We start from the raw sequence: 22565 nt of genomic DNA, 5'->3' as shown, positions 1-22565 counted from the left end.
TTCTCTAGTTTTGCCTATTTAGTTTTATTCTACGCTTATATAATACAATAGAATGAATTATTATTCAACATGCTTGTTTAAATATTAAATAAATTTAGGGGCATGGACTTTATCTTACGTCCCAAATATATATATTCAAATTATATGTAATTGATAGGAATTAAAACTTATTTAAACGAAGAAACAGCTGATTTAGAACCAGCTGTCTGTGAATGTAGCCTTGAATTGTATCACTTAATTATATGGATATAATTCGTAATAAGTCAGTAATAAATCAACCATTTTACCATAACTCTGAGTACCTTCAACAATACCATTAGCTTTTAAATAAGAATCGTTAAACTCATTAGAAATTTTATCAATTTTACCTTCATATTTTTTCCAAAATTCACTTTCGTTTTTTAAATCTCTACGAACAGAATCTGAAATACCAGCAGAAATTTCAACGTAGGCATCATAATCAACCTTGCTTAATGCAGAAGCTGTATAGTTTAAAGCTAAAATATAGCCAGAATAGTTAAAATCAATATCAGCATGTTTTATAGAAGTAATATACGCTATAAAATTAGCCTCATCTTCACTGGCAAATCCTCTCTGATGTGCCATTTCATGTTCAACTGTACAAGGAATATATAAGTCAGGTATTGCAATATTTACATTTGCCTCACCCGTAAAGGGAAAATATATGCCAGTTATTCCTGTATAACACATAAGATTTGATGAAATAACGTACTTAGCTTTAGAATAACTGCCACTAACACTAGGTAATATGTCCAAAATATTATCATATCCTAGTTGAGCTCTATTTATGATACTTTTATAATCTGTATTAGATTTTACAACTCCGTCTTTGTCTTGTAATGTGTGTCTTCTAGCTTCATTTGCCTTAGCTACAAGAAATTTATATAATTTAGTAAGCTCTTTAACACTATGTTGCTTTGATTTGATAGAAGTACTGTTTTCCAAATTATATTTATTTATAAGTGTGGTTTCAAGTGGAATCCTGTTATAGTTTATTCCCCAAAGTACTACAAAAAGAAAGTATACTATTGATACAATGGATAATATATTTAAAATGGAATTCTTTAAAAATGCCTTTAAATTTTTTTTCTTATTAAAAACTGTAAATACAGTAGAACATAAAAATAAAAAGACAGAGATAACGATTATGTATATTGTAATTTCATATAGAGAAAATGGAAAAATTCCTGAAATTTTACTAAGTACTTGTACAATTACTTTATTTATAACTTGAGAGTAATATTTTTCAACAATATTTGGAATTTTGCTTGCTATAAAATTTAAAAGCAAAGCAATTGGAAAAAGAATTAAAGAAAAATATTTTGTCTTTTTGCTCATATTTCACCTCACAGATATTAGTTTGTATAAATCTATTATATATTAATTGAAGATAGATTGTAAAATAAGTATAGATATATGTATTTATAACTTTATACTAAATAAATGATAAGTTATAATATATTAATATGAATAAACAGTTTATATACAACTAATAATAAGAAAGATATTAATTATGTAAGGAGTAGATAAAAATATGGTAATAAAACTTACTAAAGATGATTTTAATTTTAGATTTAAACAATATGAAGGCATGTTTTTTCATGCTGAAGTAAATGAAGGAGATGAGTCAATTAGATACAAAATAACTAAGGATAAAGATGGTACAGAGTTAAAAGAATTTGGAAGTACACATATAAAAGATAATATGATATATGTACCTCAAATAGAAGCATACATAGATTTAAACAGTATAAAATAAAACTTGTAAAGTTTTAAGTAAAAATAAAGATTGTGTTTAAGGGGGAAGCGATATGAGTAGCCTATAGATATAATAATAAGACCTATAAGAAGAGAAGATGCACAAGCTGTTAATGAAATTAGAAGAGTATACAGTGTTATGAGAAATACTTTGGCATTAATGAGTGACAGAGTGGATAAAACTGAGGCTATGTTAGATTCCTTGGGAGAAAATGATTATATGTTTGTGGCTGAAACTAATAATAATGGAGAAAAAGATATAATAGGTTTTGCTGGGTTACATGTAAATTCTTCTCCAAGATTGAGACATAGTGCAGAAATAGGAATAACTGTTGCTGAGAATTATCATGGAAGAGGAGTTGGGAAAAAACTTATAAAACAACTTCTAGACATAGCAGACAATTGGATTATGTTAGCTAGAGTCGGATTAGAAGTAATTGTAGACAATGAAAAGGGATTAAATTTATACAAAAAGTTAGGTTTTGAAATAGAGGGTATTAAAAAATATGCTGTAATCAGAGATGGCAAATTTGAAGATGTTTATATTATGGGGAGATATAATAAAAATTTAATTTAAAACAGTAATAGAGAAGTAGAATAGAGTGTCTTTAATAAATAGTTTTCATTAAAGATACTCTATTCTACTTCTCTATGATATTAAAAAACTTATTTTTAAATGTTTACAAAAACATTCTATATACAAATAAAATTATCAGCAATATCAAAGCTATTTTAAAAGCTAGGCTGGCAACAGTTTTGATAATTTTTACAGAAATACCTATAGCAACTATAGCAAATACTATTTTAAAGAGTAAATCTATATCCATATTTAAGCCTCCTATTCTATAATACATATAGATATTATTGACAAATATCTAGGAAAAAATTCCATCAATATACTACAATAAAATGTTTATATTTGTAATTTATTGAATATGTTATTATATAATACATAAAATAATAAATCAAGACAACAATAAAATACTTATAAAAGGTATAGATATAACTGAAAATAGTGTTGTAAAAAACACACATTGTGAAGCAAGTGTTATATTAGAATCATACTGATTAGCCATTATAGCAGTATTTGCAGCAGCAGGCATAGAAGAAATTACTACTGGTATAGCTAAAATCATCTTATCATTCACCCATCCTTTTAGAATAAAATATACAATAACAGGAAGTACCAATAATCTTATAAAGGTAACTACATATAATTTTTTGTTGACAAAACAATCGAGAGCTGAAGAGTTAGCAAGTAAACTTCCAATGATAATCATTGATATTGGTGTAGTTATGTTTCCTAACATCTTAAGTGGCTCATTTATAAATTGAGGTAATCTAAGTCCTGTAACAAATAAAAAAAGTCCAATAATAATAGCTATTGTAGCAGGGCTTATAAGTGATTTTATTGAAAAACCATTATCTGTACTACCTTTAGATAAAAGGTAAATCCCTAAAGTAAAAGAAAATAAGTTAAAAGGTAAATTGAATATTGCAGTATAGAATATCGCTTCATGCCCCAGAACTGCTTCAATTACGGGATATCCCATAAAAGCAACATTTGAAAAAACAACTATATACTGATATATCCCCAAATCTTTTTTATTATTACACTTTAAAATGTATTTTAATAAAAATGCAATTATAATTGAAACTATATACATAATCAAAGATGTAAATAATAACAATAGTATTTTTTGTATCATTTTATTATCAAAGTTAATTTGCATGGAACTAATTATCATTGATGGCAAAAAAACTGTCATTGTTAAAGTTGAAAGTTTAGATGTGCAGTGGTCATCTAATAAGTTGAATTTTCTGATAAAAAATCCGACTAAAATAATTACAAATAAAACTGCAACTTGAATAAAAATATTGCTGAAATTCATAAAATGTCCTCCCCCCTATATATACATTATATACCAATTGAATAATAAAATCTAATGATTATAAAATTTAAAATTTAATGTTACAATATAGTGACAAAAGGTAAAAATTCAATATTATAGCATTAATTATAGATTATAATGTATAATAATGTTTGAGAGAATATATTTTATAAAATGGGTAGGTAGTGAATAATGAAAAATACAAAATTTTCTATAAAAAAAATAAAAAATATATCTAATGACCCGAAAGTCATACATACTAAGGGAGCTATTCTTGAAAAGATGGGTAAGACAGAAAGTGCAATAGAATTATATAAGAGTGCGGCATTAGATAATTATGTAAAATCCCAATATACTTTGGGAAATATATATGAAAGTAAAAAACAATTTAAAGAAGCAGAAAAGTGGTATTCAATGGCATATAAAAGTGGAAGTGAGGATGCTGCTTTTGATTTAGGTAATATGTATTATAGATTAGATGGTTATGAGTATGCTATATATTGGTATGAAAAGATAGCAAATTTAGGGTATTTACAAGCACAAAACAATTTAGGTGTATGCCATTTTAAAATGAAAGATTTTATAAGATGTGAAAAATGGTTAAAAGCAGCAGCTGACAATAATTTAGGGAAAGCTTGTTTTAATTTAGGAGTATTATATACTTTTTTGGAGAAAGATGATGAAGCATATGAGTATTATAAAAAAGGTTCTGTGCTTTTAGATGATGATGCAAAATATAATTTAGCAATATTAAATGGAAAAAAGAAAGATAATAAATCAACAGTAAGTTTATATAAACAATTGTACAAGTCAGGTCATACGAAAGGTTGCTTTAACTTAGGTATGATTATGGAAATAAATGATAATTTAGAAGAAGCAGAAAAGTATTATAAAAAGAGTGCCGATAGAGATGATGTGAAGTCTGAGTATAGGCTTGCATACGTATATGATAGAAAAGAAGAATTAGGAGATGCAATCTATTATTATGAGAAAGCAATAGAAAAAAATCATACACTTTCTAAGTATAGACTTGCTAATTTATATAATAGGGAAAATGAGATAGAAAAAGCAAAAACTTATTATAAAATGGCTGCAGAAGATGATATAACAGAGGCAAAAAACAATCTAGCAGGCATATATTTTGAAGAAAAAGATTATGAAAATGCTATTAAATATTATGAAGATGCCATAGCTGTTGGATGTAAAAGTTCTCTTGAAAATCTTGGGGACTTATATTATCAGAATCAAGATATAGAAAAAGCAATTTCGTATTATTCAAGAATTCCAAATAATGTATCTTGTCAAATTAAATTAGGAAATATTTATGAAGATTTAAATAATATCGAGGAAGCTATAAGTTGGTATAAGAAAGCATCTGAAAATGGAGATACTAGGTCTAGTTATAGACTGGGGTGTATATATGAGAATTTAGGAAATACAAAAAATGCTAGAAAGTATTTTGAAATGGCAAGTAGCAAAAGTCATATGAATGCTCGTATACATCTAGGTAGAATTTATTTTAGAGAAGGAAAATTGGAAGAGTCTAAAATGATGTTTGATACACCTGCTAATGAGAATAATGTGTATGCTCAACACATGGTAGGATTAATTTATGACATGTTCTATAAAGATTATGTAAATTCTAAATTTTGGTATGAAAAGGCTAGAGCACAAGGTTGTGTTGAATCTATATATAATTTAGGACAAATTTATTTAAAATTAAATGATGATGCAGAAGCCGAGAAATATTATAAGGAAGGTATTAAATATGGAAGTAAGAAGTGTGAGTATATGCTTGCAGGTCTTTATTACAAAAAGAGTCTAGACATGTATACTTCTTTAGCCAATGAAGAATACGATAATTGTGAAGAGATAGTAGAAGGATTTCCTAATTTAAATATAGACTTCGATGAAGTATTAATTCCTCCATTTAAATTGCAAGAAGAGGTAGTAGATGAAGAAGAGTATGTACCAATTTATATACTAAATATAAAAGAAAGTTTAGATTCAATGTTAGAAGGACTTGAAACTGAAATGATTATAGATGAAGAACATGATAATTAAAAAAGCATTATAAGATTATATAGATTTAAATATAAAAAAGCCATTAGAATAAATGAAAATCAATTAATTCTAATGGCTTTTTTATTAATATTTTATAATAGCTTGTTTCTTGACATGAAAAATGTAATCACTATACATATTATAGAAGTAATAAGAAGTATTATCCAAAATCCATTTGGGTTATTGGAAAATGGCATGTTAACAACGTTCATACCAAAGAATCCTGATATTATTGTAGGTATTGAGAAAATTAGTGTAACTACTGTCAAAATTTGCATAACATTATTTTGATTATTACTTATAATTGCGCTGAAAGCATCCATAATTCTACTCAATATATCTCCATATATTTTGGCCATATCAAGAGCCTGTCTATTTTCGACTATAACATCTTCTAATAGGTCTTCATCATCTGGATATTTCTTTATACCAGCAGTTCTAACCATTTTGTTTAAAACAAGTTCATTAGATTTTAGTGAAGTAGAGAAGTATACCAAAGACTTTTCTAATTCCAATAATTGAACTAATTCTTTGTTTTTCATTGATTTGTAAATTTCTCGCTCTATTATGATTGTCATTTTATTTATTTTTCTTAAGTAATGCAAGTAATAAGCTGCATTTTTGTGAAGAATTTGAAGTAAAAAGCGAGTCTTTTTAAATGTAAAAAAATCTTTAATATGACCAACTATAAAGTCATTTAAAATTTTAGTTTGTGCATTGCAAACTGTTACAATAGCTTCTTTAGTTAGTATAATACCCAAAGGTATTGTAGTATAATGAGAAGAATTAGAGTCACTTTCGTCTACTGGTATATCTATAAGTATAAGAGTATGATTGTCTTCAACATCTATTCTTGAGCGCTCTTCTTCATCTAGTGCAGATTCTATGCTTTCTACATCTATATTTAATAAATTAGAAATTTCGTTGATTTCACTATGATTAGGTTCAACAAGATTTATCCAACAGCCATCTTCAAAAAAACTAAGTTTCTCTAATTTTGAATCTATAGTTTTGTAGTATCTTATCATGGCAACACATCCTTTATTCAGTTTTATATAAATCTCATCATTTAATAGTATCTATTAATTAACTAATTTATATAACTGAATATATGTATTAGTTTTGATTTTAGATATTATTAAGTGATGAAAATGTAAAAAATTCTCTCCGCAACGGACTAGTATCCATTGCCCATCACTCTCCTTGTTTATTATTTTATATACCTATTTACGAAATGCATATTTTAAGCACTCTTTAATATAATACCTTTTCCAAGTATATAAATCAAGTTTTGATTTGATTGAATAATATTTTTGCCATAATTTACATGCAAAACATAGCAGTTATATTTAATTTAAATAAAGAATATATATATTCTGAGTGAAAATATTAAATATATTAAAAAAATAAATGTGTATCTATATATTTACTTGTTTACAATAATATATTTAATAAAAGGAATTTTATTTTCGAAAATAAATTTTATTTATAATTTATAACGAGAATAAAAGTCTTATAAATATAAGAGAATGAGAGGTTAATCAGAGATATGAGTGAATTTAAAGAAATTATGGCAGAAGAGATTAAAAACAATCCATTTGGATTGATAGGTAAAGATTGGACACTTATAACAGCAGAAAATGAAGGAAAAGTAAATACAATGACTGCTAGCTGGGGTGGTCTTGGGGTTATGTGGGGAAAAGATGTTGTTTTTGTAGTAATAAGACCACAACGTTATACTAAGGAATTTATAGATAATACAGATAAATTTTCTCTCACTTTTTTTGATGAAGATTTCCGTAAAGAGCTTTCATACTGTGGGAAAGTATCTGGTAGAGAAGAGGATAAGATATCACAGATTGGATTTAATATAGAGCACTTAAATAATACACCTTACTTTAAAGAAGCTAATATGGCAATTATATGCAAAAAAATGTATAGCCAGAAACTGGAACCTCAATGCTTTATTGCTGAGGGTATAGATGGAAGATGGTATCCACAAAAAGATTACCACACTTTATATATAGCTGAAATAACTAATGTACTTGTAAAAGAAGATTAGATATAAGACCAATATTACATTTTATTGAATAAAACATCTATAAAAAGAGATTAACACAAAAAAGCTAAGGAAGTAAATATGTTAATAAGGATTAATCAATAACATATTTAAATTCCTTAGCTTGATAAAATTTTAGTTTATATTTCTTTAAATTATAATTCAGAAATTAATTCATTGATAACATCTTCAACAGTGCTTAATTTATCAATCTTATAGGCGTCATTTCCACAAAATAAAAGTGAATTTTCAACATCACCTTTAACTGCATTGATTAGAGCTTGAGAAATACAGTAAGGTGTCTTTTTTGGATTGCAAGGAATCAAACAATTATAGCATTTCTTTATTTCTGGACGATTTATCTTAACTTCTTCTATAAATTTGTTTCTTATAGCACGTCCAGGAAGACCTACAGGGCTTTTAACTATATGGACATCTTCTTCACTGGCATTTATGTATGCCATTTTAAAGTTCTCATGTGCATCACATTCATAAGTAGCAACAAATCTTGTACCAACTTGTACACCACTTGCTCCCATGTCTATATACTTCTTAACATCACTACTAGAAGTTATACCACCAGCAGCAACAACTGGAATGTTTCTGCCAAATTTTTCTCCATAAGTATTTGCAACTTTTAAAATTTCAACAAATTCCTTATCATAGTCTATAGAATCTATGTTATCAAGTTCCTCATTAGAGTATCCAAGGTGACCACCAGCTTTTGGACCTTCGACAACTATTAAGTCAGCAGTAGTTTTCTCTTTTCTATCCCACATTTTTAAAATTACACTAGCAGCTTTTGCAGTTGAAACTATAGGTGCTATTTTCACATTACTTCCTTTTACCAATGATGGTAACTTGTTAGGCAATCCAGCTCCAGATATTATAAGGTCTACACCAGCCTTAACAGCTTCTTTTACATATGTTTCGTATTCTTTCATAGCTACCATAAAATTAATACCAATAATACCACCATTTGAGATTTCTTTAGCTTTGGAAATATGTTTTTTTATAGCTCTTAAATTTGCATTTATAGTGTTAGTTTCAAAATCTTCCTCGTCATATCCAATTTGAACACCAGAAATCACACCAATACCACCAAGCTTAGCAACTGCACCAGCTAGTGATGATCTAGATATACCAACGCCCATTCCACCTTGAATTATAGGAACTTTTGCAACTAAATCTCTAATTATTAACTCTTTTATGATAATCCCTCCTCAATGTAAACATGTTTAAAGAACTAGATTATAATACTTAATATTATTACCTAGTCCTAATTATTATACTACAAATTATAATAAAAGAGTAGTTATATTTTATTATATGAGACGATAATTATATGATATTTAAAACGGCTCCATTAGAATCACAACATAACTCTTTTATTTCCCAATCAGATTTTAATTTTGATAGATAAGCTTTCATATTATCTATAAAATTATCATCATTTTCTTTTATTAAAGACATTATAGTAGGTCCAGCTCCACTTAAAAATACTCCAATACTATTTAATTGCTCAGATTTTTTAACAATATCACTGTAATTTTCAATTAAAGTTCCTCTATAATCTTGGTGCAATTTATCTTGACAAGCTACTTTAAGAAGGTCAAAGTTTTTGTTCAGTAGAGCAGATACCAGTAAAGCAACTCTGCTGACATTGAATACACCATTAGAATATGGTATTTCCTTTGGTAAAACACCTCTAGCTTTTTCAGTTGATAGTTTAAAATTAGGTATCATTGCACAAAATTTAAGTTCATTAGGAATTTCTATAATATCGTAGTGTATATTTTCATTATCAGTAACAGATACAATCATATTTCCTAAAATAGCAGGAGCAACATTATCTGGATGACCTTCTATTTCTGAAGCTATATTTAGTAATTGACATTTATCTAAATTAGCATCTGATAGAGCATTTGCAGCTATAACACCAGCCACTATACAAGATGCACTACTGCCAAGACCTCTACAAATAGGTATTTCACTTTGAAATTTTATTTTGATACCAGTAGGTATTTTGTCTGGTTTAACTCTATCAAAAAAGTACTTCATAGATGTATAAACTAAATTATTTTCAGTTTTGTAATCATCTTCACAGCCTTCTATTTCAAGACCTCTTTCAATTTCTTCAACATAAAATTTATTGTATATATTTAATGCAATTCCAAGACAATCAAATCCTGGACCTATATTAGCACTTGTTGCAGGAACTATAATCTCTAACATAATAATCACCTATACCTTTAAGAATTTTTTTATAGCTAGTTTTAATTCATCTTTTTCACAAATATCTTTATGTAGTATTTCTGCATTTTTAAGATTTTTAATAGGTTTTGGTATATCTATTTTAGAAATACTTGATAATCTATCAATTATAGCAAAGTCATCAAGGTTTTCAAAATTACAATCTATAGACTTTAGAACATCTTCAGAAAACTTGAATGGACTTGCAGTACTTACAATAACAGTTTTTGTGTTATCACAAGTTTCTTTTTTATATTTTTCATAACAATTGTATGCAACAGCAGTATGAGTATCTATTAAATAATTATAATTTTTAAATACATTATTTATTGTGTTTTTAACTTCTTCTTCATTTGAATATTCTCCATAGAATGAAACTAAATTTTTTTCCATATCCTCATTTATTTTGTAAACGCCCTTATCATTAAGGTCTGATAGTAGTCTGTTTACAATAGCAGTATTTCTATTTGATATTTCAAACAGTAATCGTTCTAAATTACTAGAGATTAATATATCCATAGAAGGAGAAGTTGTTAGTTTCAATGTTCTATTTTTATCATATACACCAGTTTTAAAAAAATCATAAAGAACATTGTTATCATTTGATGCACATATCAATTTGTTTATTGGAAGACCCATTTTTTTAGCATAATATCCAGCTAGAATATTACCAAAATTACCAGTTGGGACAACAAAATTTATTTCATCATTTAACTGTATCTCATCATTATCAACTAATTTCATATATGAATAAAAATAGTATGCAACTTGTGGAAGAAGTCTTCCTATATTAATTGAATTTGCAGAAGATAATATATAATTATTATCCAATAATTTTTGATTAAATTCTTTATCAGAGAAAATTTTCTTTACACCAGATTGTGCATCATCAAAATTTCCTTTTATACCAACTACATATGTATTTTTTCCAGTTTGAGTTTTCATTTGAAGTTTTTGTACTGGACTTACACCATCTTCTGGGAAGAATACAATTATCTTTATTTTATCTATATCTTTAAACCCCTCAAGTGCAGCCTTTCCTGTATCTCCAGATGTAGCAGTAAGAATCACAACATCTTTATCTAAATTATCTTTCTTGATAGATGTTTTAAGAAGATGAGGCATTATAGTAAGTGCCATATCTTTAAACGCTAAAGTTGGTCCATGGTATAATTCTAGAAAATAAGTATCATCTACCTTATTCAATGGAGCTATACTACTGCAATCAAACTTTTCATCATATGCATTTTCTATACAATCTTTAATTTCATCTTCAGTAAAATCACATAAAAATTTACTAAGTACAAAAAATGCTATCTGAGAATACGTTAAATTTACTAAATTTATAAGTTCATTTTTTACATTTGGAAATTTACTTGGGACATAAAGACCACCATCATTTGAAATTCCTTTTATTATTGCTTGTGATGCAGTTACTTTTTCTTCGGTGCTTCTTGTACTTGAATAATACATTTTTATAACCCTCCATATATTTGAAATTTTTAATTAGCTAATTGAGTTAGATACAAAATATTTTAAAAACTGAATTTAGGTAATAAAAAAAGACCCTCATCCCTAGAAAAGGGACGAGAATCTGTTTCCCGCGGTTCCACCCAAATTGATTTAAAAAAATCCACTTGATACTTTAACGCAAGTAATAAAAACGTCTATTCCTACTAAAATCAATAAGATAACTTCAGATAGAAGCTCCTAGGTAGTTTTCAATCTTTCTAGTTAGGGAAACATTTCAGCTAGTAGTTTCCTTCTCTGGTAACCGACTCAGATTTACTCTTCCTAATCAATGCTTTTCAATATTCTTAATATTATTAATTATTCTAGATTATAAAACAGACAAAGTCAAGTATTAATATAAAAATATGGAAAAAATATTTTTTAAATTGTAAAAAAATTGTAATCAAATTGAGTTTTAGAAAAATATTTTTTTAACCTTTTTAATTCTTAAAAATTTGAAATTTCATAATTATGAAGCTGTTTTTAATCAAAGTAATAAGAAGAGAACTGTTACATATCTGTAATATTACAATTTTATACTACACTATATTACAAAAAAAGTTTACAAAACTTTAATTTGAAAAATGTAATTATATGGTATATCATATAAACATAAGCAAATAGTGTTAATATTTAAACTATTAATCATAATTGATTTAACAAAAGTATATAATTAATAATATTTAATTTGAAGAAATTGTTAATGTAAAATTACAGATATGTTCAAATTAAATTCATAAGTATTTCACATAATAATAGTATACTGTAAATAAAAGGAGGTATTAAATATGGGAATAGTACTTATAACAGCAGCATTAGTTTTGGTTATGTATGGACTTTCAGTTCTATCATATATATCAGAGAACAATATATTAGAAGACACTGTAAATGATAACCAATAAGGTTTTAAATTATATAAATAAGTAAGAACTGTAAATAAAAGTTAATTTTTATTTACAGTTTTTTTATATATATGTAAAATAAAATTAACTAATAAAAAATAATGCTTATATTGAAATAAAGGTTTATTAAAATTTTTATAATTATATGTTCACATTTGCCTGATAGACGTTTAAATATTAGGTTTAAGAAAATATTGTGTATTGCATATAGTAAGTTGAAGAATACTTAGTAAAAAATCAAAGTTTGAAGGAGAAGGGTTATGGATAGTAAAGTGATGATGGCAGAAACTGACAGATTGATTTTGAGAAGATATATAGAAAGTGATTTACAGGATTTGTTTGAATACTTGTCAAATCCTGAAGTTCTAGAATTTGAACCATATAAACCTATGACAATTGAAGAGGTTAAAGATAATTTGGAGTGGAGAATTTCAACTGATGAAATGATAGCAGTTGAACTGAAATCTACTAATAAAATGATTGGTAATGTATATCTTGGAAAAAGGGATTTTAATTCATTGGAAATTGGATTTGTTTTTAATAAAAACTATTGGAAAAAGGGATACACGAAGGAAAGTTGTGAAAAATTAATTGAATTATCATTTCAGAGCGGAATCCATAGAATTTATGCTAATTGTGACCCAGATAATCAAAATTCTTGGGGATTGTTGGAAAAAATGGGTATTAACTCTTAAATTAATACTTTTTGTCCACTAATAAAAAATAATGTTTTGTTTATAGTATATATGGATAATAATAGTAAAGTATAAGAATAAAGAGAATAATATATAAGAAATAATAATATAAAGAGAGGTAAATGTTATGGTAGATATCATTGTAATTGGTGCTGGACCAGCAGGTTTAACTTCAGCAATTTATGCTATGAGAGCAGGACTAAGCGTTACAGTATTTGAAAAAAATATTTATGGAGGTCAAGTTGCAAGTACATCTGAGGTAGAAAATTATCCAGCAGTTCAAAAGATTTCTGGGGTAGAATTTTCTAATAATATATATAATCAAGCAGTTGCTCAAGGTGTTGATATTCAGTTTGATGAGGTTGAAGAGATAAATCTAGAGGAAAAAGTAAAAGTTGTAAAGACTTCTTCAGGAGAACATAAAGCAAAGGCTGTTATTCTTGCAAATGGAGTTGAAAGACGTAAATTAGGTTGTGTAGGAGAACAAGAATTTACAGGTAGGGGAGTATCTTATTGTGCCACATGTGATGGAGCATTTTTTAAAGACAAAGAAGTAGCTATAGTAGGTGGTGGTAATACTGCACTAGAAGATGCTTTATTTTTAGCCAATAATTGTACAAAAGTGTATTTAATTCACAGAAGAGATAGTTTTAGAGGTGAAGAAGTATTGGAGAAATCTGTGAAGGCAAGAAAAAATATTGAGATACTTTACAGTCATGCTGTAGAAAAAATAGAAGGAGAAAAGACTGTATCAAAAATCGAAGTAAAAAATTTAAAGACTGAAGAAAAAAGAACTATAGATGTGAGTGGCATTTTTATTGCGATAGGTCTTAAACCTAATAATAAAATGTTTGAAAATGTTCTTGATTTGGATGAAGGTGGATATATAATTTCAGATGAGTCTTGTACAACATCAGTAGAAGGTGTATATGTAGCAGGAGATAGTAGAACTAAGTTTTTACGTCAAATAATAACAGCAGCATCAGATGGAGCTATTGCAGCCGTTCAAGCAGCTAATTATATAAATGTTGAATAAATAATAACTTTTAAATAAAAACAGCCATATAAACTGAAATACATCTTTCAGCATTATATGGCTGTTTTAGTAACTATATATAAATATATGCTTTATTTACCTTGTCTAGATTTGTTATATCTCAATCTATCATGTTCATTTAAAAATCTTTTTCTAAGTCTTATAGAATCAGGTGTAATTTCAACTAATTCATCATCTTCTATAAATTCTAGAGCTTCTTCAAGCGTAAATATTCTAGGAGGAGATAATTTTATAGCATCATCTGAACCAGAAGCACGTACGTTACTCATTTTCTTGTTTTTACAAGGATTAACTACCATATCGTCTTTTCTAGAATTCATACCAATTATCATACCTTCATAAACTTCTACACCAGGGTCTACAAACATTACAGCTCTATCACTTAAAGCATTAAGAGAATATCCCATAGTAACTCCAGGTCCTTGTGCTATTAGAACCCCATTTCCTCTTGAAGGTATTTCTCCTTTGAATTCTTCAAATTTTTCAAATGAACGAACTAAAGTACCTTCTCCACGAGTAGCATTTATAAATTCACTTCTATATCCTAAAAGACCACGAGTAGGTGCCAAGAATTCTATTTTTACATAGTCTCCTTCTATTGACATGGATTCCATCATACCTTTTCTCATGTTCAATTCATTTATAATGGTACCAGAATAAACTTCAGGACAGTTTACAACAACTCTTTCTACTGGCTCCATTAGTTTTCCATCTTCTTTATGCATTAAAACTTCAGGCTTAGAAACACCAACTTCATAACCTTCACGTCTCATATTTTCAAGTAGTATAGATAAATGAAGTTCTCCACGTCCAGAAACTTTGTATCCATCAGTAGTATCAAGAGGCTCAACTTTAAGACCAACATTTACTTCAAGTTCTTTTTCAAGTCTGTCTTTTAAGTGTCTAGTTGTAACGAATTTTCCACTTTTTCCAACAAATGGAGAGTCATTTACTAAGAAGTTCATAGAAAGAGTAGGCTCCTCTATTTTTATCATCTCCATAGGTAGTGGATTATCTAAATTACATATAGTTTCTCCTATAGATATATCAGGAATACCAGCTATAACAACTATTTCTCCACTAGTAGCTTCATCAACTTCAACTTGTTTTAGACCTTCATATACAGAAAGTTTTGATACTTTTCCTTTAGATACAACAGAACTTTCTCTGCATATAGCAACTTGTGTATTGTTTTTAAGAGTACCTTTGTAAATTCTACCTATACCAAGTCTACCTACGTAGTCATCATACGCAAGAGCTGATATTTGAAACTGCAGAGGTTCATTATCGTAATTAGGATAAGCTTCAACATGATTTACAATAGTTTTGAATAGAGGAGAAAGGTCTTCGCTATCATCATCCATTTCAAGTTTAGCTATACCTTGTTTAGCAATACCATATATTATAGGGAATTCACATTGTTCATCTGTTGCGTTTAAGTCTACAAATAAATCGAAAACTTCATTAACTACTTCTTCCGCTCTCTGGTCTTTTTTATCAATCTTGTTTATGAATAATATTGGTTTTAAACCGAACTCTAAAGATTTTTGTAATACGAATCTAGTCTGAGGCATTGGGCCTTCACTAGCATCAACTAATAAAATAACTGTGTCAACAGTTTTCATAACACGTTCAACTTCAGATGAAAAGTCGCTGTGTCCTGGAGTATCAACTATATTTATTTTGTAATCTCCATAATTTATTGCACAGTTTTTTGAATATATAGTTATGCCTCTTTCTTTTTCAAGGTCGTTACTGTCCATAACGCAGTCTTTAACTACTTCGTTCTTTCTAAAAACACCACTTTGAGAAAGGAAAGCATCAACCAATGTTGATTTTCCAGCATCAACGTGGGCTATAACTGCGATATTTATAATTTTATGTTTTTGTGACATTTTTGTTGCTCCCTTCGATTAAAATAACTTATTAATTATAGCACAATATATTATTAGGTACAAGGAGGAATATATTAAAATGTATTAATCTAGTTTAAATTGGATAAAAATGTTAGTTTTATATGTAAAATTTATTCTGTTTAAAATTTTTTTTAATACAAATAATAACCTTATAGATGAAAGTATCAATAGAAAAGCAAAGGGTGATATATGTTGGAAGTAACTAAAATAATAATTAAATACTTTTCAAGTGAAAGTGACATTTTCGTAAAAGAAGAAGTTGATAACTTTGATGAACTTCTTAACTGGTCTTATAAATTTATTGAAGGTAAAAAGACAGAAGATGTTTTATATATAAAGTCTAAAGAAAACTATAAAGTAAATGTGATTAAGTCTTTAGAAATTAAGGAATTAGAAATAGCGAGAAAACAACAGATACCACCATACATGTAATATTGATAATGTACACAGTGTATATGCAATATTGAAAATAGGATAAAAATGTAATAAATGGTAATAATTTATAACAAAAAAACTTTTATAAAGTTTATATTTGGGTATAAAGATATTAACTAGACATTAATTAGGAGGAACTTAAATATGATAAGAGTATGTCCAAACTGTTCAAATGTGGATGTAAATAAGTTAAAAACTTTAGTTGGAGAAGAAAATGTAAAGACTGGCTGTATTGGTCAATGTAGAGCATTTAAAAAAGAAGCTGTTGGAATAATAGACAATGAGCTTGAAATAAAAGAAACAGAAGCAGAATTTTTTGAAGCATGTAAAGAATAAATTATAAATAAAATATAAGTTATAATAAATAGAGTATGTAAATTGTATGAGTATTAAACAATTTATATGCTCTATTTTTATTTATATATTTAATTATGAGTATACTTTTCTAGTAAATACAAATAAATATAACTAATAAATTTATTTATTAAAAAAATATTGATTAACTATACCTATAGGGGGTATAATAGAAATATAGATTTCTAAATAAATAATTTATCAATATTACATAACAAAGTAAAAAATTACAAATTGGTTGAAAATATATTGAAAGAAAGGAAGGTTTAATTATGAGTTCAAATAAAGTGGTAGAAAATTATAAAATTACAGGGATGACATGTGCAGCTTGTGCTAAGGCAGTAGAAAGAGTAACTAAGAAAATGGATGGAGTATATGACCAAAGTGTAAATATAGCTACTGAAAAACTTAAGATAGAATATGATAATTCTAAAGTTAGTTTTGATGATATAAAGCAAGTTGTAGAAAAAGCAGGGTATGGAATTATAAAGGAAGAAAGTAATAAAAAAATTGATTTGAAAATTGATGGAATGACATGTGCAGCTTGTGCAAAAGCTGTAGAGAGAGTGGTAAAAAAATTGGATGGAGTAGAAAGTATTAGTGTAAATATTGCAACAGATAAAGCTAATATAGACTATGACCCATCAAAAGTGAAATTATCTCAAATAAAAGGAGCTATTGAAAAAGCTGGGTATAAACCAATAGAAGATATAAAAAATAAAATTGATGTGGATGAAGATAAATTAAGAAAAGAAAAAGAGATGAAGTCTTTATTTGTTAAATTTATAGTTGCAATAGTGTTTGCAGTACCTTTGTTTTATATAGCAATGGGACCTATGATAATAAAACCTATAGGGCCATGGCCTTTGCCAGAAATTATAAATCCTATGACAAATACTTTTAATTATGCATTAATTCAATTAATATTAGTAATACCAGTAATGATAGCTGGTTATAAATTCTATATAAATGGATTTAAAGCACTTTTTTCTTTAAGTCCGAATATGGATTCTTTAGTTGCAATAGGTACATTAGCAGCATTTTTATATAGCTTATACACAACAATACAAATAGCAAATGGACAAATTCAAGGTATGCACCATCATCAGTTGTATTATGAAAGTGCAGGAATAATAATAGCACTCATTTTACTTGGTAAATATTTAGAATCAAAATCAAAAGGAAAAACATCAGAAGCAATTAAAAAACTTATGGGACTACAACCTAAAACTGCAATAGTGTTAGTTGATGGTAAAGAAGTAGAAACTCCTATAGAAGAAGTAGAGATAGGAGATATACTATTAGTAAAACCAGGAACTAAAATACCTGTAGATGGAGTTGTAATAGAAGGGTATACATCAGTTGATGAATCAATGCTTACTGGTGAAAGTATACCAGTAGAAAAGAACGTTGGAAGTAAAGTGACAGGAGCTAGTATAAATAAAAATGGTGTTATTAAATTTAAGGCTGAAAAAATTGGTGGAGATACAGCCCTTGCTCAGATAATAAAGTTAGTGGAAGATGCTCAAGGTACAAAAGCTCCTATTGCTAAACTTGCAGATACTGTATCTGGATATTTTGTACCAATAGTAATTGCAATAGCAGTAGTTGCATCATTATTGTGGTTTTTAATAGGAGGAAAAGATATAGTATTTGTACTTACTATATTTATATCAGTACTTGTAATTGCTTGTCCTTGTGCACTAGGATTAGCAACACCAACTGCTATAATGGTTGGAACTGGAAAGGGAGCAGAAAATGGAATATTGATAAAAGGTGGAGAGGCACTAGAATCTGCTCATAAGGTAAATACAGTAATATTTGATAAAACAGGTACTATAACAGAAGGAAAGCCAAAAGTAACAGATATAGTATTAAATAATAATGTTAAAGAAGAATATCTTATTAAGATTGCTTCAAGTGCAGAAAAAGGTTCAGAGCATCCTCTTGGAGAAGCAATAGTTAAGTATGGAGAAGAAAAGAATATAAAATTTGAGAAAGTTGATAATTTTAAAGCTATACCAGGTGCTGGTATACAGGTTACTATTAATAATGAAAATATATTGCTTGGAAATAGAAAACTTATGAATGACAATAATATAAAACTAGGTGATTTAGAGGAAAAATCAAATGTACTGGCAAGTCAGGGTAAGACACCTATGTATATAGCTGTAGATGGAAATTTATCAGGAATAATTGCAGTTGCAGATGTAGTTAAAGAAAGTAGTAAAAAAGCAATAGAAATTCTTCATGATATGGGAATAAAAGTTGCAATGGTAACTGGAGATAATGTAAAAACTGCAAATGCTATAGCAAGTCAAGTAGGTATAGACATGGTTTTAGCAGAGGTTTTACCAGAAGATAAGTCCAAAGAAGTTGAAAAACTACAAAATCAAGGGAAGTTTGTTGCAATGGTAGGAGATGGAATAAATGATGCACCAGCTCTTGCAAAAGCAGATATAGGAATAGCAATAGGAAGTGGAACAGATGTGGCTATTGAGTCTGCTGATATAGTACTTATGAAGAGTGACTTAATGGATGTTCCAACAGCAATTAAACTTAGTCATGAAACTATAAAAAATATAAAACAAAATCTATTCTGGGCATTTGGATATAATACGATTGGTATACCTGTAGCAGCAGGATTATTATATGTATTTGGAGGGCCTCTATTAAACCCAATGATTGCAGCAGCAGCCATGAGTTTAAGCTCAGTTTCAGTTGTTTCAAATGCACTTAGACTTAAAAACTTCAAGGCATATAAGAGAGATTAGATTAATAAATTAAATAAAATGTATCTAAAGAGCTATCTTTAAAATTAAAAGGATTAATTTACAAATTAAGATAGCTCTTTTTTCATGTAAAATTCATAACAATAATATAAAATATAAATAATATAGAAAATTTTAAATAAAATAGAAAGGATTGATAGAATGAACTCATCAATACTTGTAATTGAAGATGATTCTAATATACAAGAATTAATATCAGAATTTCTAAGCGCAGAAGGTTATCAAGTTGATACAGCAAATGATGGGCTGGAAGGTATACAAAAGTTTAAGCAAGGAAGTTATGACTTAGTAATATTAGATATAATGATGCCAAATCTAGATGGTTATGGAGTCTGTAAAATGATAAGAAAGTCATCAAGTGTTCCGATTATATTTTTGACTGCTTTGAATGATGAAGGGGACCAGCTTAAAGGGTTTGATTTAGAATGTGATGACTATATAACAAAACCATTTTCATTTAATCTTCTTATAAAAAGAGTAGAAGCAATTTTAAGGCGAAGCAATAAAACCATAAATGACAAATTTATAGTTTTTGAAAAATTAAAATTAGATTTAAACACATATATCGCAGAGATAGATGGAGAACCTATAGAACTTACACTAAAAGAGTTTAATATATTAAAAGCTTTGATAGAAAAGTATCCGCAGGTTATAACTAGAGAAGGTCTTTTGGATAGTATATGGGGTTATGACTATTATGGAGATACTAGGATTGTTGATGCACATATAAAAAATATAAGAAAAAAAATATTATTACCATATATTAAAACTGTAAAAGGAATAGGATATACACTTGAGAAGGATATTTGATAAATGGGAAAAGTTAAGTATAAAGTATAAGTTATTTTCAATAACAACATCATTATTAATAGCATTAGCTTTAATAATATATCTAATTTTGTATTTTTTATTGCCATCATATTATCATGAGTATAAAATTGAATCTCTTCAAGAAAGTTTAAAGTCTTTAGTAGATAGTTCAATTCATTTTGATACATATACTTTAGAAGAAAGACTTTATTATATGGCTAAAGACCAAAATTTAGCTATTTTATTAAAAGATAGCCAAGGTAAAATTGTATATGGTAAAAATGAAGTAGTTATTTTAAGATATAGTAAGTACATGATTAATAGCCTTGAGGATGAGTATAGAACATCTATACCTATATATACCAAAGATGCAAAAGATGGGCCATATACTTTAGAACTCGTTATGCCACTACAACCAATTGATGAAGCAAACGAAGTTATAAGAAAATTAATGCCATACATCATATCAATAGCAATATTGATAGCTATTATTGGAGCATATATATATTCAATCGTAATAACGAAACCTCTTATAAATATAATAGAGAGTGAGAGAGAACAGGAATATAGAAGAAAGGATTTTGTTGCTACAATATCACATGAGCTAAAAACTCCAATAACAATAATAAGTGGTCAAATTGAAGGTATGATTTACAGTGTAGGTAAGTATAAGGATAGGGATACTTATCTGAAAAAATCGTATGAATGTACACAAGAATTAAAAGATTTAGTAAATGAAATGATAGAGGTTTCAAAATCAGAAATACTTGAAAAAGATTTGAAATTGGTATCAATAAATATAAGCGAACTATTAAATAGACTTGTAAAAAGACAGGTATTTTTAATAGAAGAAAAACATATGAAAACTGTTTTAAAAATAGAAGAAAATCTAGAAATTAAAGCAGACCAAGAGAGAATAACTAAGGCAATTAACAATATAATAAATAATGCCATAAAATATTCTCCTGAAGACTCGGAGCTTATAATTAGTCTTTATGATAAAAATAAACGAGTAAATAAAAAGACTTATAATCAAAGAGTAGTTTTAGAAATTGAAAATACTGGTGTAACTATAGAGAAACGTTATTTAGAAGAGATATTTAATCCATTTTATAGAATAGAAAAATCTCGTTCAAGAAAAACTGGAGGAAGTGGGCTTGGACTTTATATAGTAAGTCAAATCTTTAAAAGTCATGGATTTGATTATAGTATAAAAAATAAAGAAAACTCTGTAGTATTCACAGTCGAATTTAAAAATTGATTTATTTATACAGATAATATATAACTTTCAATAATAGTTCATTTTAAAATCACAAAAAATTCATACTAAAAATGTATTATATAAATATAAATAAAAGAAGTTTTAAACCATAAAATACACCAAACTATAATGATGAGATTTTCCTTACATCCTCCATATAAGTCATCATTATGGTAACCCAACAATTAAGTTACTATGAATTTAAAAAATAACACTAAACATATAATCTATGTTTGGTGTTATTTTTATTTTGAAATAAAAAATATTTAATTTATTGAAATTTATATATTTAGATAGTTTTAAATTACATTTAATGACTTAAAAATTATAATTGATATTGCAAATAAATATATATACTTTGGGGAAAATAAATATAGGAAGTATCATATTTACAGAGGAGGTAGTTTTAATGGACAGATTAAAAAGAGATATGAAAAATATGAAAGAAGATTTAAAAGATGGTGTTAAAAAGACAGCGTATGTTATGAAAAATACAGCTGAGGATTTAAAGGATGATGCACAAGGTGCTATGGTAAACTTAGAAATGAAAAAAGATGAGATGATGGAAAGATATGAACAAAAGAAATTTTCTAAAGAATTAGAGAAGCAAATGAAGAATGAAATGAAATAAGACTGGGTTTGTAAATAATATATTATTATAATAGTGTATATAAAAAACAGGTAATATTATTAAATGGCTCATTAAAGGAAATAGACTTTCTAAAAATAACTGTATTATATTTAGAAAGTCTGGGTCTTTAAAATAAAGTGTGTATTCTTCTAA

General features: G+C 27.4%; 20 protein-coding genes and 1 other annotated feature. Of the genes, 12 read left to right on the top strand and 8 right to left on the bottom strand.

The window, feature by feature from the left end:
* Positions 1-234 precede the first annotated feature (234 nt).
* Positions 235-1359: a DUF3810 domain-containing protein gene (locus KGF39_RS15680; protein ID WP_227823026.1), complete on the bottom strand. Its 1125-nt coding sequence runs from the start codon at positions 1357-1359 to the stop codon at positions 235-237.
* Between the two features lie 196 nt (positions 1360-1555).
* Here KGF39_RS15680 and KGF39_RS15675 point away from each other — a divergent pair, with 196 nt between their 5' ends.
* Both KGF39_RS15675 and KGF39_RS15670 read left to right on the top strand, forming a co-directional pair.
* Positions 1556-1780 (top strand): hypothetical protein, encoded by a 225-nt coding sequence (locus tag KGF39_RS15675; protein ID WP_054274080.1) that lies wholly within the window; start codon positions 1556-1558, stop codon positions 1778-1780.
* A gap of 63 nt (positions 1781-1843) precedes the next feature.
* Positions 1844-2356: a GNAT family N-acetyltransferase gene (locus tag KGF39_RS15670; protein ID WP_065388313.1), complete on the top strand. Its 513-nt coding sequence runs from the start codon at positions 1844-1846 to the stop codon at positions 2354-2356.
* 103 nt (positions 2357-2459) lie between these two features.
* Here the strand turns inward: KGF39_RS15670 and KGF39_RS15665 are convergent, their stop codons facing one another.
* Positions 2460-2606, bottom strand: a complete 147-nt coding sequence (locus KGF39_RS15665) for a hypothetical protein (protein ID WP_227823025.1) — start codon at positions 2604-2606, stop codon at positions 2460-2462.
* 138 nt (positions 2607-2744) lie between these two features.
* A complete protein-coding gene (locus KGF39_RS15660) occupies positions 2745-3671 on the bottom strand; it encodes an AEC family transporter (protein WP_227823024.1) in 927 nt (308 codons plus the stop codon).
* Positions 3672-3863: 192 nt separating this feature from the next.
* Here KGF39_RS15660 and KGF39_RS15655 point away from each other — a divergent pair, with 192 nt between their 5' ends.
* A complete protein-coding gene (locus tag KGF39_RS15655; RefSeq protein ID WP_227823023.1) occupies positions 3864-5735 on the top strand; it encodes a tetratricopeptide repeat protein in 1872 nt (623 codons plus the stop codon).
* 92 nt (positions 5736-5827) lie between these two features.
* Here KGF39_RS15655 and KGF39_RS15650 read toward each other — a convergent pair whose 3' ends face one another.
* A complete protein-coding gene (locus KGF39_RS15650) occupies positions 5828-6763 on the bottom strand; it encodes a magnesium transporter CorA family protein (protein WP_054274076.1) in 936 nt (311 codons plus the stop codon).
* A gap of 521 nt (positions 6764-7284) precedes the next feature.
* On the opposite strand from KGF39_RS15650, the gene KGF39_RS15645 reads away from it, so the two are divergent.
* Positions 7285-7797 carry a flavin reductase family protein gene (locus tag KGF39_RS15645; RefSeq protein ID WP_227823022.1) on the top strand — a complete coding sequence of 171 codons (513 nt, stop codon included), beginning with the start codon at positions 7285-7287 and terminating at the stop codon, positions 7795-7797.
* A gap of 152 nt (positions 7798-7949) precedes the next feature.
* Here KGF39_RS15645 and KGF39_RS15640 read toward each other — a convergent pair whose 3' ends face one another.
* From KGF39_RS15640 to thrC, 3 genes are all read right to left on the bottom strand, one after another.
* Positions 7950-9008, bottom strand: coding sequence for a nitronate monooxygenase family protein (locus tag KGF39_RS15640; protein ID WP_308463840.1), 1059 nt, complete (start codon positions 9006-9008; stop codon positions 7950-7952).
* Between the two features lie 127 nt (positions 9009-9135).
* Positions 9136-10029 (bottom strand): homoserine kinase, encoded by an 894-nt coding sequence (thrB, locus tag KGF39_RS15635; RefSeq protein WP_227823021.1) that lies wholly within the window; start codon positions 10027-10029, stop codon positions 9136-9138.
* A gap of 9 nt (positions 10030-10038) precedes the next feature.
* Entirely contained in the window at positions 10039-11520 is a 1482-nt protein-coding gene (gene thrC, locus KGF39_RS15630) for a threonine synthase (RefSeq protein ID WP_227823020.1), read from the bottom strand.
* A gap of 106 nt (positions 11521-11626) precedes the next feature.
* Positions 11627-11858: a binding site (T-box leader), on the bottom strand.
* Positions 11859-12721: 863 nt separating this feature from the next.
* Between thrC and KGF39_RS15625 the strand changes: the two genes are divergently transcribed.
* Positions 12722-13156, top strand: coding sequence for a GNAT family N-acetyltransferase (locus KGF39_RS15625; RefSeq protein WP_227823019.1), 435 nt, complete (start codon positions 12722-12724; stop codon positions 13154-13156).
* 127 nt (positions 13157-13283) lie between these two features.
* Positions 13284-14192 (top strand): thioredoxin-disulfide reductase, encoded by a 909-nt coding sequence (gene trxB, locus KGF39_RS15620; RefSeq protein ID WP_227823018.1) that lies wholly within the window; start codon positions 13284-13286, stop codon positions 14190-14192.
* Positions 14193-14284: 92 nt separating this feature from the next.
* On the opposite strand, the gene typA is transcribed toward trxB, so the two are convergent.
* Complete coding sequence (gene typA, locus KGF39_RS15615; protein WP_227823017.1) at positions 14285-16108, bottom strand: translational GTPase TypA; 1824 nt, start codon at positions 16106-16108, stop codon at positions 14285-14287.
* Between the two features lie 210 nt (positions 16109-16318).
* Between typA and KGF39_RS15610 the strand changes: the two genes are divergently transcribed.
* The 6 genes from KGF39_RS15610 to KGF39_RS15585 all read left to right on the top strand — a co-directional run bounded on the left by KGF39_RS15610 (position 16319) and on the right by KGF39_RS15585 (position 22412).
* Complete coding sequence (locus KGF39_RS15610) at positions 16319-16561, top strand: hypothetical protein (protein WP_227823016.1); 243 nt, start codon at positions 16319-16321, stop codon at positions 16559-16561.
* Between the two features lie 147 nt (positions 16562-16708).
* A complete protein-coding gene (locus KGF39_RS15605) occupies positions 16709-16900 on the top strand; it encodes a hypothetical protein (protein WP_003424459.1) in 192 nt (63 codons plus the stop codon).
* Between the two features lie 290 nt (positions 16901-17190).
* Complete coding sequence (locus tag KGF39_RS15600; RefSeq protein WP_227823015.1) at positions 17191-19692, top strand: heavy metal translocating P-type ATPase; 2502 nt, start codon at positions 17191-17193, stop codon at positions 19690-19692.
* Positions 19693-19851: 159 nt separating this feature from the next.
* Positions 19852-20520: a response regulator transcription factor gene (locus KGF39_RS15595; RefSeq protein WP_227823014.1), complete on the top strand. Its 669-nt coding sequence runs from the start codon at positions 19852-19854 to the stop codon at positions 20518-20520.
* Positions 20504-21781, top strand: a complete 1278-nt coding sequence (locus KGF39_RS15590) for a sensor histidine kinase (protein WP_054274068.1) — start codon at positions 20504-20506, stop codon at positions 21779-21781. The genes KGF39_RS15595 and KGF39_RS15590 overlap by 17 nt, the downstream gene beginning before the upstream one ends.
* A 409-nt stretch (positions 21782-22190) precedes the next feature.
* On the top strand, positions 22191-22412 hold the full coding sequence (locus KGF39_RS15585; RefSeq protein ID WP_227823013.1) for a hypothetical protein: 222 nt from the start codon (positions 22191-22193) through the stop codon (positions 22410-22412).
* Positions 22413-22565 lie beyond the last annotated feature (153 nt).

The sequence above is a fragment of the Clostridioides sp. ZZV14-6345 genome, assembly GCF_020657775.1.
GTDB classification, from domain to species: Bacteria; Bacillota; Clostridia; order Peptostreptococcales; family Peptostreptococcaceae; genus Clostridioides; species Clostridioides difficile_D.
The sequence above is the reverse complement of the archived record's forward strand: the minus strand, read 5'-3'. Positions and strand labels throughout refer to the sequence as shown.

Coding starts and splice junctions, on each gene's coding strand:
- KGF39_RS15665 (WP_227823025.1), bottom strand. CDS start 2,606: ATGGATATAGATTTACTCTTTAAAATAGTATTTGCTATAGTTGCTATA.
- KGF39_RS15660 (WP_227823024.1), bottom strand. CDS start 3,671: ATGAATTTCAGCAATATTTTTATTCAAGTTGCAGTTTTATTTGTAATT.
- KGF39_RS15610 (WP_227823016.1), top strand. CDS start 16,319: ATGTTGGAAGTAACTAAAATAATAATTAAATACTTTTCAAGTGAAAGT.
- KGF39_RS15600 (WP_227823015.1), top strand. CDS start 17,191: ATGAGTTCAAATAAAGTGGTAGAAAATTATAAAATTACAGGGATGACA.
- KGF39_RS15645 (WP_227823022.1), top strand. CDS start 7,285: ATGAGTGAATTTAAAGAAATTATGGCAGAAGAGATTAAAAACAATCCA.
- KGF39_RS15605 (WP_003424459.1), top strand. CDS start 16,709: ATGATAAGAGTATGTCCAAACTGTTCAAATGTGGATGTAAATAAGTTA.
- trxB (WP_227823018.1), top strand. CDS start 13,284: ATGGTAGATATCATTGTAATTGGTGCTGGACCAGCAGGTTTAACTTCA.
- KGF39_RS15655 (WP_227823023.1), top strand. CDS start 3,864: ATGAAAAATACAAAATTTTCTATAAAAAAAATAAAAAATATATCTAAT.
- typA (WP_227823017.1), bottom strand. CDS start 16,108: ATGTCACAAAAACATAAAATTATAAATATCGCAGTTATAGCCCACGTT.
- KGF39_RS15680 (WP_227823026.1), bottom strand. CDS start 1,359: ATGAGCAAAAAGACAAAATATTTTTCTTTAATTCTTTTTCCAATTGCT.
- thrC (WP_227823020.1), bottom strand. CDS start 11,520: ATGTATTATTCAAGTACAAGAAGCACCGAAGAAAAAGTAACTGCATCA.
- KGF39_RS15585 (WP_227823013.1), top strand. CDS start 22,191: ATGGACAGATTAAAAAGAGATATGAAAAATATGAAAGAAGATTTAAAA.
- thrB (WP_227823021.1), bottom strand. CDS start 10,029: ATGTTAGAGATTATAGTTCCTGCAACAAGTGCTAATATAGGTCCAGGA.
- KGF39_RS15595 (WP_227823014.1), top strand. CDS start 19,852: ATGAACTCATCAATACTTGTAATTGAAGATGATTCTAATATACAAGAA.
- KGF39_RS15675 (WP_054274080.1), top strand. CDS start 1,556: ATGGTAATAAAACTTACTAAAGATGATTTTAATTTTAGATTTAAACAA.
- KGF39_RS15650 (WP_054274076.1), bottom strand. CDS start 6,763: ATGATAAGATACTACAAAACTATAGATTCAAAATTAGAGAAACTTAGT.
- KGF39_RS15625 (WP_227823019.1), top strand. CDS start 12,722: ATGGATAGTAAAGTGATGATGGCAGAAACTGACAGATTGATTTTGAGA.